The following is an 11,997-nucleotide window of genomic DNA, read 5'->3' on the forward strand; positions in this document are numbered from 1 at the left end:
GCAGAGGGCTTACGGGCCCGCCGCTTGACATAGAAGCGTCCCCGCCCGACGGTCCGTTACCGCGGCCGTACACGAAGGAGCCCCCGTACACGCGCCGGTGTACGGGGGCTCCTCTCACGTTCGGGGGCGGTCAGGCCGAGTTGCCCCGCCGCACCGCCAGTACGTAGAAGGGGATGGTCACGATGAACAGCAGCACCAGGGCGCTCATGAGGTAGATGAGAACGTCGCCGGCGGGCACACCCAGCGCCCAGGCCGCCAGCAGAGCCACGGCCACACCGATCGCACCCAGCACTGCGTAGATGCGCTTGCCCCGCGGTTTCGGGTACTCCATGCGGCTCACCATCAGCCAGGAGATCAGCAGCACCGCGGCCAGCCCCCCGTAGACGGGAGGATCCAACAGCACCACCGTCACGATCGCCATCGCACCGAAGGGCGAGGGCAGGCCGGTGAAGTAGTCCGTGCCCGGGGCCTGGCACGAGAACCGCGCCAGGCGCACGATCGCGGCGGTCAGCACCGCACCGCCGGCCAGCACCGGCAGCACGTTCATCCCGCCGGAGAGCACGCCCCAGGTCACCACGAAGAAGGCCGGGGCGACCCCGAAGCTGATGACGTCGGCGAGGTTGTCCAGCTCCGCGCCCATGCCGCTCCCGCCGAACCGGCGGGGGANGGCAGAGGCGATGAGCAGCAGCGCGCCGGCCGTGGCCACGGCGGCGCGGGGCAGCGACCCCTCGGCGCCGGCGGCCAGGTGTCCGGCCTGGGCCATGGCCAGCGCCCACACCGCGAGGAACCCGCAGAGGGCGTTGCCGAGCGTGAGGTAGTCGGCCACCCCGAGGCGCAACCGGGGCGCGTCGTCGGTCTCGGCGGGAGGAGGTGCCTCGGGGTCGACGGTGCTGTCAGTCGGCGTCAAGGCGTGTTTCTCCGGCCCGGACCTTCTGGCCGACCTCCACCGCCGGGGTGACACCGGCCGGGAGGTGGATGTCGACCCGGGACCCGAACCGGATGAGGCCGATCCTCTCACCTTGCTCGACCTTCTGCCCCGCAGCGAGATACGGGACGATACGCCGGACCATCGCGCCGGCGATTTGAACGACCGTGATCTCACCGATCTCGGTTTCAAGGGTCCAGATGACGCGTTCATTACGCTCGCTGTCCTTGTCGAATGCGGGACGGAAGCCTCCGGGGCGGTGTTCGACACCGGTGATGACACCGGCCAGTGGCGCACGGTTCACGTGCACGTTGAGGGGGTTCATGAACACCGCGACGCGGGTGCCACCGTCGGGCTGGGGGTCGATGCTCTGAACGACGCCGTCGGCCGAGGACAGCACCCGTCCGGTGGCCGGTCCACGTTCCGGGTCGCGGAAGAACCAGGTCATGCCGGCCGCCAGGGCGACGACGGGTGCTGCCGCCAGTGCCCGTGCCCGAGAGCCGCGGGAGGCCAGACCGGCCGCGGCGGCCGCGCCCAGTGCGGGCAGCAGCCAGGGCGCCGACCCCTGGGCCATGCCCAGGCGGGGACGCGCCGGGGGCCGGTGGGCGGGGGCGGTGTTGGGTGAGTCGTCGGTCATCGAGCGCTTTCGTCGCGGGTGGGTCTGGTGGCCCGCACATCGGTTACCGCTGTGGGGGACGGGAACCGGGGTCGCCGGTCCCTCTGGTGCGCGGACAACCCGGGTGGTTCACCCCTATTCCGCGCGGCGCTCCTCGGTCGGCAGGCGCCGGCCTCGGTGCGCTGGATGCGATTATCCCTGATCCCGGGGGGAGTGGTCGATGCCCCGGTGGGGCCGGGGCCGTCCTGTCTCGACGGCTGCGGGCGGCGGCCGCGCCCGGAACCAGGCTGGTAAGACTACTGCCTCGGTTCCAGGGACAGTGCGACGGAGTTGATGCAGTACCGGGTGTCGGTGGGGGTCCCGTGGCCCTCACCGTAGAAGACGTGGCCCAGGTGGCCCTCGCAGGCGGCGCACCTGACCTCGGTTCGGACCGTGCCCATCGAGCGGTCCTCGTGCAGGGTGACGGCGTCGCTGTCGGCCGGGTCGAAGAAGCTCGGCCAGCCGCAGTGGGAGTCGTACTTCTCGTCCGAGCGGAACAGTTCGGACCCGCATCCGCGGCAGCGGTAGACACCCTCGGTCTTGGTGTCGACGTACTCGCCGGTCCACGCGCGTTCGGTCGCCGACCTGCGGAGGACCTCGAAGGCCACCGGGTCGAGGCGTTCGCGCCACTCGTGGTCGGTCCTGGGAAGCTCTGGGGCCCCGTCGCCTCCGGCCGGGGTCCGATCCGCTGAGTCAGCCATGCATACGACGCTACCCGGAATCGTGCGCGAACGCTGCCACGGTCTTCGTGCACGCAAAAAGGGGCCAAGCACCACGGAGCAAGATAAATCGTCCTTACGTGCTACATAAACCTAACTTCATCCTTGACCACGTTCAGCACCCAAAGTGACGGGTAGGGGCTAGGTAGAGGGTCAGTGTTCGGTGGATCACTGAGGCAGGTGGCATGGCTGTAACCGTTCAGCAATCACTAGGAGTGACAAAACAGCCGCTTCGCGTAGGCAGAATCCGATACGGACTGTGGTGGCTCGAAGAAGCAACCGCAGGAGCCCGCGCCCGGGTCCGCGCCGTCGCCGACGGCACGGCCACCGCGGGGCGGGAACTGCGTTGGGCGGCAGAACTCAGTGTCCGGGCCGCGACCGTCCAGATCGACCACGTGCGCCCCGAACCCATGAACGACGGCAGACTCCTCAAGCTGATGGCCTTCCTCGCCTTCGCAGCTCTGGGGATCTCGTTGGTCCTGGGCATCGGGGTGTCCCAGTGGTTGATGACCGCGGAGAACAGCATGGTCTTCGCGGCGGCCGGCGCCCTGGCGGTCGGGTTCGCGGTGCTCGCACTCGCGTTCCTGGTCTTCGCCTCCAGGCGGAGACGGAACCGGTAACCTCGCGGCACCGCTGGGTCGGCGCCCGGGGGTGGACGGCACCCTTCGGTGCTCTCGGCCCCCGGGCGCCGTCGTGTCAGGGCGGGGGCGGGCGGCCGCGTGCGGAGCCCGACCCGCACGGAGCCACGGCGCTCAGGCGTCGAAGTCGTATTGCAGCACGTAGGCCGAACCGTCCATCGTGATCTGGTTGAACTCCACCGGACGGTGCCGCGAGGTCAACGCCGTGCGTGCCACCTCCAACACAGGGGTCCCCGCCGCCAGGTGCAGTTCCGCGCTCTCCTCCGGCGCGGGCATCCGCACGCGGATCTCCTCGGTGAAGTGCGCCGGCGCCAGACCCAGGTCGGACAGTCGGGCGTAGATTCCTCCCGGGCCTGTGTCCTGCGAACGGATGCTCCGCGCCGACGGGTGATCGGCGTGCTCGGCCAGCAACGCCAGGGGGAGGAAGGACACCGCGGCCTGCACCGGCCGGTCCTCCACGAGGTAACGCCGGGAACGCCTGAGCACACCCGCGCCCTCCTCCAGATCCAGTACGCGGGCCACATGCTCCCGGGCGGCGGCCTCCTCCACCCGGAGGCCGTCGACCCGGTAGGCGCGGTCGGCCCCGTCGGTCTGCCAGATCGCCCTCCCGTTGCCCCACAGCTCCTTCGACAGGCGTCGCGCCCCGTGTCTTCGCACGGGGCGGAACAGCCGGACGTAGATGCCCGATCCGCGCACTGCCACGGCCAGGCCCTCGTTGATCAGGACCGACAGAGCCTGGCGCGCGGTGGCCCGAGCGACGCCGTGGCTCTCCATGATCGTGTTCTCCCCGGGCAGACGGTCGCCGTCGGAGTACTGTCCGGAGCGGATCAGAGCGCGCATCTCCTCGGCTATCTCTCGGTAGACCGGAGGGGACCCGTTTTCGGACGTCGGCACTGCGTTCATCCTCTCGGCCGGGGGGCCAAGCCGATAAGCCCCGTCAACACTGGTGTGTGTAGTCGCGGTGAGTCCATCAAGGCACACATCGGGTATGTCCGGTTGCGGGGCCGTTCATGCGTCGTTGTGGGGTGGCCGAAACCGACCGGTTACGGGGCCGTCACGCCGCTCTCCTCAACCACGCAGGTAACGGGCGAACAGGTGCCCGTCCGACTCCAACAGACGAGCCAACCGGACCGGGGTGCTGCGCGCCGGCGCGTTCTCGGGGGCACCAGGCGTCCCAGGGCCTCCGGCCACCACACGCGGCGGCCCCGAGCCCAGGAGGAAGGGGCTCGTGGTCAGGCACAACTCGTCCAACAGACCCGCCGCCACGAACTCCGCCAGCAGGTGCGGGCCGCCCTCGGTCAGCACCCGGTACAGGCCGCGCTCGGCCAACGCCTCGATCACGTGCACCGGTGTCACCGAGGCTCCGTCGACAACCACCACGTCCGCGTGTTCGGCCGCCCGCTCCCGTCGCGACTCAGGGGCCCGATCCGTGGTCAGAACCAGGGTGCGTGCGTCCTCGGGGGCCTCTGTCAGAAGCGCCTCGGGTACGTCCAACGACCGGGAGACCACCGCCACCCGCGGGCTCGGCGCGCGCCCCTCCCGCAGGTGCTGCNAGTCCTCCACCCGGGCCGTGCGGGCGCCCACCACCACGACGTCACACAGGCCCCGAAGCGTGCCGAGCACCCGCCGGTCCGCGGGCGAGGACAGATCCCGGCTGCCCCCCGAGGTGCCCACCGCTCCGCCGTCGGCGCTGGCGACCATGTTCGCCCGCACCCAGGGGCGGTCCAGCCCCGCCGGGTACGCGTAGGCCTCGCCCAGGTCCAGCCCCGTCACTCCGGGGCAGGGCAGGAGTTCACGGAAGGTGATCGTGTCGGGCGCCGCCGCGCCGGTGCTGTGGGCCATGGCCACCCAGCGTAGGACCCGGGCCGCTGCGGCGGGGGGAGGGGTCGCCACCCCGCGCCCCGCCGCGGGCCGGGTCAGTCGCCGCGGTGCGAGACCCGCCGCAGCAGCACCACCCCCCGGTCGATGACGCGCACCGGACACGAAGCCGACACGTAGGGGCGGCCCGCCACGTCCGGCTCCGCGGTGTCCAGCACGGTCTCCCACGCCATCCCGTACTCGGTGCCCGGGAGCGTGTGGTCGACCGCCTCCGCGCCGCTGTTGAACAGCATGAGGAACGAGTTGTCGCGGATACGACGGCCGCGCCGGTCCGGTTCGGTGATCGCATCACCGTTGAGGAAGACCCCCAGAGCCTGGCCCGCCTGGTCCCAGTCGCCGCCGGCCATGGGCTTGCCGTCCGGACGCAGCCACGCGATGTCGGGCAGGCCGTCCTCTCCGGTGGGCGAACCCTCCACGGGGCTGCCGCGGAAGAACCGGCGGCGTCGGAACACGGGGTGCTCGCGCCGCAGCCGGGACAGCTCGCGCACGTACTCCAACAGGTCGTCGGCGGGTTCGTCCTCGCCCGCTCCGGCGCCGGACCAGTCGACCCACGCGATCTCGTTGTCCTGACAGTAGGCGTTGTTGTTGCCGCCCTGGGTACGGCCGATCTCGTCACCGTGGGAGAGCATGACCACGCCCTGGGAGAGGAAGAGCGTGGTCAGGTGGTTGCGTACTTGCCGCCGCCGAAGGGTAAGCACCGCCGGATCGCGGGTGGCGCCCTCCACACCGTGGTTCCAGGAGCGGTTGTCGTCGGTGCCGTCCCGGTTCTCCTCCCCGTTGGCCTCGTTGTGCTTGTGGTCGTAGGAGACCAGGTCGGCCAGCGTGAACCCGTCGTGGCAGGTGATGAAGTTGATCGAGGCCACCGGGCGGCGCCCGTCGTCCTGGTACAGGTCGCTGGAGCCGGCCAGGCGCGAGGCCAGCTCGCCCACGACGGCGTTTCCCCGCCAGTAGTCGCGCACGGTGTCCCGGTACTTGCCGTTCCACTCGGTCCACAGCGGAGGGAAGTTGCCGACCTGGTATCCGCCCGGACCCACGTCCCACGGTTCCGCGATCAGCTTGACCTGCGAGATCACCGGGTCCTGCTGGACGATGTCGAAGAACGTGCTCAGCCGGTCGACGTCGTGGAACTCCCGCGCGAGTGCCGAGGCCAGGTCGAAACGGAACCCGTCCACGTGCATCTCCAGAACCCAGTAGCGCAGCGAGTCCATGATGAGCTGCAACGAGTGCGGGTGGCGCACGTTCAGGCTGTTCCCGCATCCGGTGTAGTCCAGGTAGTAGCGCTGGTCCTCGTCGGCGACCCGGTAGTAGCTCAGGTTGTCGATGCCCCGCAGCGACAGGGTCGGACCCATGTGGTCGCCCTCGGCGGTGTGGTTGTAGACCACGTCCAGGAGCACCTCGATGCCGGCCTCGTGCAGGGACCGCACCATGGCCTTGAACTCCTGTACCTGCTGGCCCCGTGAACCCAGCGCCGCATAACCGCTGTGGGGTGCCAGGAAGGACAGAGTGTTGTAACCCCAGTAATTGGTGAGGCCGCGTGCCACCATCGCGTGCTCGGGAACGAAATGGTGCACCGGCATCAGTTCCACCGCGGTGATCCCCAAGGAAGTGAGGTAGTCGATCACCGCCGGGTGCGCCAGACCCGAATAGGTTCCTCTCTGGTGCTCGGGGATGCTCGGATGGCGCATGGTGAGGCCGCGCAGGTGCGCCTCGTAGATCACCGTCTGGTGGTAGGGCGTGTTCGGCCGGGACTCGTTGCCCCAGTCGAAGAAGGGGCTCACCACCACACATTTGGGCACGTACGGCGCACTGTCGGCCGTGTTCTTGCGGTCCGGGTCGGAGAAATGGTAGCTGAACAGCGATTCGTGCCAGGTCAGATTACCGTTCAACGCCTTCGCGTAAGGGTCGGTCAGCAGTTTGTTCGGGTTGCAGCGCAGGCCGTGCTCAGGGGCGTAGGGCCCGTGGACCCGGTATCCGTACTGCTGGCCCGGGCCGATCCCCGGAAGGTAACCGTGCCAGACGAAACCGTCGTACTCGGTCAACGGGACACGTGTCTCGCGTCCGGCGTCGTCGAACAGGCAAAGGTCCACCCGTTCTGCGGCCTCGGAGAACAGGGAGAAATTGGTGCCGGAACCGTCGTAGGTCGCACCGAGCGGATAGGAGTTTCCTGGCCAGACTTCCACCATAGGCGTCGTCAGTCTCTTGGTCTCTCGGCCCTCGCGGGCGTGGGCAAGCGGACGCCTTGTTCCTTCCGCTCACTCCGCCGAAGTATGCCGACCTGGCGCGATGATCATTCGTCGGCTGTCCCGCCACGGGGTTTCATGTGCCGATTGTCAGTACAAGGAACGGCGGGAGGGGACGATGTTTCCCAAGAGAAATAAAACGGGACGACGGGTGACAGAACGGCCGGGCCCGGGAGGCCGCGTGCTCGAGTGGGCGGGCCCGGCCGCGGGATCACCGGCGCGGACGCGCGCGGTCCAGGATCAGTTCCGTGTCGACGTCCGTGGGCAGCGTGCCGAACACCCTGCCCGACCCTCCGCCCAGGCGTGAGAGCGTGAACGCCTCCGCCACCGGCGTGGGCGCGTACCGCAGCAGCACCGAAGCCTGCAGCGTCACCGCCATCAGCTCCACCACCGACCGAGCCCGGTACTCGAGCTCGCTCAGGTCGCCCAAGCTCTGCTCGAGGAGCTCGACCGCCGCATCGTAGTGGTCGTCCACGCCCCGGGCCGCCGCCAGCTCCGCGGTGAAGGCCTCCACCGACTCGGGACTTCGGCCCATCGCCCGCAAGACGTCGAGGGCCGCCACGTTGCCCGAACCCTCCCAGATGGAGTTCAGCGGCGAGTCCCGGAAGAGCCGCGGCATGCCCGACTCCTCCACGTACCCGTTGCCGCCCAGGCACTCCAGCGCCTCGGCCGCGTGCGCCGGCTGGCGCTTGGTCACCCAGAACTTGCCCACGGCCACACCCAGGCGCCGGAATGCCGACTCCGACTCGTCGCCGCGCACAGAGCGGTCCATGGCCCCCGCCAGGCGCGTCATCAACGCCGTGGCCGCCTCCGACTCAAGCGCGAGGTCGGCCAGCACGTTGCGCATCAGCGGCTGCTCCACCAGGCGCTTGCCGAAGGCCTGGCGGTGCTCTGCGTGGTGCAGCGCGTGCGTCAGGGCCGCGCGCATCCCGGCGGCCGACCCGATCACACAGTCCAGACGCGTGCAGTTGACCATCTCGATGATGGTGCGCACGCCGCGGCCCGGGTCACCCACCATGTGTGCGACCGCGCCGTCGTACTCCAACTCCGCCGAGGCGTTCGACCGGTTGCCGAGCTTGTCCTTCAACCGCTGGATGTGCAGAGTGTTGCGACTGCCGTCCGGCAGCACTCGCGGCACCAGGAAGCAGCTCAACCCCTCCGGCGCTTGCGCCAGGGTCAGGAACACGTCGCTCATCGGCGCCGACGTGAACCACTTGTGCCCCGTCAGCCGGTGGAAGCCCTCCGACGTCGGAACCGCGCGCGTGGTGTTGGCGCGCACGTCCGAACCGCCCTGCTTCTCGGTCATCGACATGCCCGCGATGAGACCCCGCTTGCTCTCGGGGGCGCGCAGCCCGAAGTCGTACTCGCGCGCGCTCAACAGCGGCTCGTACTGCTGCGCCAGCTCGGGGGAGTGGCGCAGCGCCGGGACCGCCGCGTAGGTCATCGAGATCGGACAGCCGTGGCCCGCCTCCGGCTGCGACCACAGATAGAACTTGGCCGCGCGCGCCACGTGCGCGCCCGGGCGCTCGTCCGCCCACGGGGCCGCGTGCAGGCCGTGGCCCACCGCCTGGTCCATCAGTACGTGGTAGGCGGGCTGGTACTCCACCTCGTCGATGCGGTGCCCGTAGCGGTCGTGTGTGTGCAGTACGGGGGTGTAGGTGTTGGCGGCCTCGCCCCAGGAACGCACCCGCTCCGACCCGGCGGCCTCGCCCACCTCCCGGACCTCGTTCTCCGCCCACTCGGCGCCCTCGCGGCGCAAACCCTCGACGAGCGCGGGGTCCTCGGCGGCGGAGTGGTCGCCGAGCGGTGCAGCCTGGTTGAACACCTCGTGGGTCGGGGGCATCGCGATTACCGCCCTTCTTGGTTCGCGGAGGGGACGTCATGGGGGAAAGTGCCGGAATCCTATCCCCGCGGTGTGGACGGCGGCAGCAGCAGGTCGTAACGTCCGCGAAACGGTTGGTGGTTGAGCGCCGGGCCGACTCGCGCCCCGTGCCGCTCCGGGGAACTCAGGGCCAGAGGAGCCCGCGGGTCCACTCACCGCCCGGTTCCCTGCGCTCGTACCGCAGGCGTGTGTGCCGCCGGTCCGGGTCGCCCTGCCAGAACTCCACCTCGTACGGGACCACCACGTACAGGCCCCAGTCGTCCGGCGCGAGGTCCGGGTCCTGCACCAGGCGCTCGCGCGAGCTGTCGGTGGCCCGGTCGATCTCGCCGAGCTCGGCCAGCGGTTCGCTCTGGCGGCCGTGCAGCCCCGCCACCCGCGACTCGAACGGGCGCCGGCGGAAGTCCTCCGCGCTCGCCCCGGTTCCGGCGTACTCGGCCACGCCCTCGACCCGCACCTGGCGGCCCTGTTCCTTCCAGTGGAAGACCAGCGCGGTACTCGGGTTCTGCGCGAGCTCGAGGCCCTTGCGGGAGGTCGTCGTCGTGGCGAACCACCAGCCGCGGGAGGAGAGGTCCTTCATGATCAGCACCCGCGCCGACGGGGCACCGCGCCCGTCGGCGGTGGCCACCACCATCGCGTGCGGTTCCGGGACGCCCGCCTCGACGGCCCCCGCGAACCAGGAGCGGAAGAGGTCCAGCGGGTCGTCCGGCGCGGTGTCCGGGTCGAACGGGGGCGTCCCGGAGGCGAACACCGGGAGGCCGATGAGGAGGTCGCGGATGCTGTCGGCGTTGGTCATGGTCCCATTCTCACCCGTGACCGTTGCCGGGGGCACTGCGGCCTGTTGTGCGAGAACGCGTCGGCCCGTCGCTCCAGCCCTCTGTCCGTTCTTGAGCCACAGCTCGAACGTCGTCGTCCGCCATGGATGTCGCCGAAGGCGAGCAGGATCGGGTCTTTGTCGCTCATGCACGTCCGTCTCGCGGGGCGAAGCTCGTGGGGCGGGAACCGCGTCCCGCCCACGCCCGAGCTGCCGGGGGGGAGACCGGGGACGCTGGGCGCGGGACGGAACACGTCCAGGGGTGGAACTGGGCGCCGGGGACTCGTCCACCTCTCTCGGACAGAGGAGGATCTGATGAATCCGGGGAGCCCCGTGGGTCGGACGAGGGGCCGTGTCCGGACGGTGTCCGGGGTGAGCCCGAGGTCGGGGGAGGCGCAGGGCGTCTCACCGGCGCAGGGGCACCGGGGGCGCGGGCTGGGCCGGGGGTGAGAGGGGCCGCTGGGAGGAGTGGGGCGCGGCGATGAGGGTGAACTCCGCCGTTGGGGACCTCGTCCTCCTCGGGGACGCGTCAAGGCTGAAGTGTGCAACGAGGCCCTGGGGTTCGCCGGTTCAGGACCCGCCCTCTGCCGACGGGATCAGAGGGAACGCGCCACCCGGAACCCGAGGTCGTCGATGCGCAGCGTCGGATGGCTCTTGCGCCGCGCGGAGGCCTGGCACCCCCAGCGACGGTCGTTCCACCCACCGCCCCGGAACACCCGGTACGGGCCGTACACGTGGGGGTCGTACAGGTCCTCGCACCACTCCCACACGTTGCCGATCATGTCGTGCAGCCCCCACGCGTTCGGGTCACGGGAACCCACCGGATGGGGGCGCCCGCCGGAGTTGCCCCGGTACCAGGCGATGGTGTCCAGGTCCCCGTAACGCACGCCGGTGTCCCCGGCACGGCGGGCCTGTTCCCACTCGGCCTCGGTGGGCAGCCGGAACCCGTCGGCGTCGGGGTCGGCCGCCACGTCCGCACCGTCGGGGTCGCCGACCCCGGCGCGGAGGGAGGTCTCGTAGCAGGGCACCAGGCCGAGGGACGCCGACCAGAGATCGCAGAAGCGCAGGGCGTCGAACCAGGAAACCTCCGTCACCGGAAACGGGCCCCGATCCGAGTCCCCAGCCCGGTCGGAGTCCCAGCCCTCTTGCCGTTCCCCGAAAACGTCGCCCCGGAGCCCCCAGGTCGTTCGGTCGCCCCGGTCGCCCGAGGGCCGACTGCCGAGCCCCTCGACCTCTCGCCCCGCCACCGCCCGTTCCATCACCGTGCGGTACAGCTCCCGCGTCACCGATACCGCCGCCAGTGCGAAACCACCGACCGCCACCTCCCGCACGGTCCCGGCCCGACGGTTCTGCAGGGTGACCTCACCCGCGGGGATCTCCGCCATCGACGGCATGCCGGCCCCGTTCATCGGTCGCCCGCCCCCACCTCGTCACCGCCGCTCACACACCCGCGTGGCGGACCGCCACCGCCGCGTCGTAGCGGTCCAGCACCACCCGGGCGAGCTCGGGCATGTCCCCCAGCGCGTCGGCCACCACCGACGCACCGGCCTCGGTCGCCTGCCTGCGCACCCGGTCCGAGAAGAACCCGGGCGCGAGCAGGTACCCCGACACCGCGACCCGTTCGGCTCCGCGTGCGCGAAGCTCAGCCACGGCCTCCCCGGGCGTGGGGGAGGCCGCGGAGGCGAAGGCCGGCACCACCTCGCGCCAGGGGCCGCGCCAGGCCAGCTCCCGGGCAATGGCGGTGATGGTGGCATTGGCCTCCGGGTCGCTGGACCCGGCCGAGGCCAGCACCAGCGCCGTGCCGGGCGACGGTGACGCACCGGCCTCGGACAGGCGCTGCTCCACCGCCTCCAGGAGCAGAGGGTGCGGGCCCAGGGTGTCGGCGTAGTGCACCCGCACACCCAGCCCCCGTTCACGGGCCCCGGCCAGCACCTGCGGCAGGTCCACCTTGCTGTGGAAGGCCGCGGTCAGCAGTGTCGGCAGAACCACGGCCTCCTCCGCACCCTCGGCGTCGAGTGCGGCAAGCGCGTCCTCGGTGCTGGGCGAGACGTGGTCGAGGTAGCAGACCCGCATGTCCAGGCCGGGCCGCAGCGACCGCACTCGGTCGAAGAGAGCGGCCACCGCCCGGGCCGAGCGGGGGTCCTTGCTGCCGTGCGCGACGGCCAGCAGCGTCGGAGTGCTCATCGTCCTCTCGGGCCCCCGACGACCGGGGCGCCCTGCTCCTTCCTCGTCACCGCTGTCGTCCCTGC

General features: G+C 70.8%; 11 protein-coding genes. 1 reads left to right on the forward strand and 10 read right to left on the reverse strand.

Features of this window, described 5'->3' with window-relative positions:
• Positions 1–130 precede the first annotated feature (130 nt).
• From D474_RS0109110 to msrB, 3 genes are all read right to left on the reverse strand, one after another.
• Positions 131–907 (reverse strand): CDP-alcohol phosphatidyltransferase family protein, encoded by a 777-nt coding sequence (locus D474_RS0109110; RefSeq protein ID WP_017613272.1) that lies wholly within the window; start codon positions 905–907, stop codon positions 131–133.
• A complete protein-coding gene (locus tag D474_RS0109115; protein ID WP_017613273.1) occupies positions 894–1,562 on the reverse strand; it encodes a phosphatidylserine decarboxylase in 669 nt (222 codons plus the stop codon). The genes D474_RS0109110 and D474_RS0109115 overlap by 14 nt, the downstream gene beginning before the upstream one ends.
• 275 nt (positions 1,563–1,837) lie before the next feature.
• The gene (gene msrB, locus D474_RS0109120; protein ID WP_017613274.1) at positions 1,838–2,281 is read right to left on the reverse strand and encodes a peptide-methionine (R)-S-oxide reductase MsrB; all 444 of its coding nucleotides are present in this window, start codon (positions 2,279–2,281) and stop codon (positions 1,838–1,840) included.
• Positions 2,282–2,514: 233 nt separating this feature from the next.
• Here msrB and D474_RS0109125 point away from each other — a divergent pair, with 233 nt between their 5' ends.
• On the forward strand, positions 2,515–2,919 hold the full coding sequence (locus tag D474_RS0109125; RefSeq protein WP_017613275.1) for a hypothetical protein: 405 nt from the start codon (positions 2,515–2,517) through the stop codon (positions 2,917–2,919).
• 132 nt (positions 2,920–3,051) lie between these two features.
• On the opposite strand, the gene D474_RS0109130 is transcribed toward D474_RS0109125, so the two are convergent.
• From D474_RS0109130 to D474_RS0109160, 7 genes are all read right to left on the reverse strand, one after another.
• Positions 3,052–3,840, reverse strand: coding sequence for a GntR family transcriptional regulator (locus D474_RS0109130; protein WP_040703219.1), 789 nt, complete (start codon positions 3,838–3,840; stop codon positions 3,052–3,054).
• A 165-nt stretch (positions 3,841–4,005) separates the two neighbouring features.
• Complete coding sequence (locus D474_RS0109135) at positions 4,006–4,779, reverse strand: dihydrofolate reductase family protein (RefSeq protein ID WP_017613277.1); 774 nt, start codon at positions 4,777–4,779, stop codon at positions 4,006–4,008.
• A gap of 74 nt (positions 4,780–4,853) precedes the next feature.
• The gene (gene glgX, locus D474_RS0109140) at positions 4,854–6,998 is read right to left on the reverse strand and encodes a glycogen debranching protein GlgX (protein ID WP_017613278.1); all 2,145 of its coding nucleotides are present in this window, start codon (positions 6,996–6,998) and stop codon (positions 4,854–4,856) included.
• A 268-nt stretch (positions 6,999–7,266) separates the two neighbouring features.
• Positions 7,267–8,898, reverse strand: a complete 1,632-nt coding sequence (locus tag D474_RS0109145) for an acyl-CoA dehydrogenase family protein (protein ID WP_017613279.1) — start codon at positions 8,896–8,898, stop codon at positions 7,267–7,269.
• 163 nt (positions 8,899–9,061) lie between these two features.
• Complete coding sequence (locus D474_RS0109150; RefSeq protein WP_017613280.1) at positions 9,062–9,730, reverse strand: pyridoxine/pyridoxamine 5'-phosphate oxidase; 669 nt, start codon at positions 9,728–9,730, stop codon at positions 9,062–9,064.
• Positions 9,731–10,344: 614 nt separating this feature from the next.
• Entirely contained in the window at positions 10,345–11,157 is an 813-nt protein-coding gene (locus D474_RS0109155; RefSeq protein ID WP_017613281.1) for a formylglycine-generating enzyme family protein, read from the reverse strand.
• Between the two features lie 31 nt (positions 11,158–11,188).
• Positions 11,189–11,932: a sirohydrochlorin chelatase gene (locus D474_RS0109160; protein ID WP_017613282.1), complete on the reverse strand. Its 744-nt coding sequence runs from the start codon at positions 11,930–11,932 to the stop codon at positions 11,189–11,191.
• Positions 11,933–11,997 lie beyond the last annotated feature (65 nt).

Origin of the sequence: Nocardiopsis salina YIM 90010 (genome assembly GCF_000341025.1) — a bacterium.
Classification (GTDB): Bacteria; Actinomycetota; Actinomycetes; order Streptosporangiales; family Streptosporangiaceae; genus Nocardiopsis; species Nocardiopsis salina.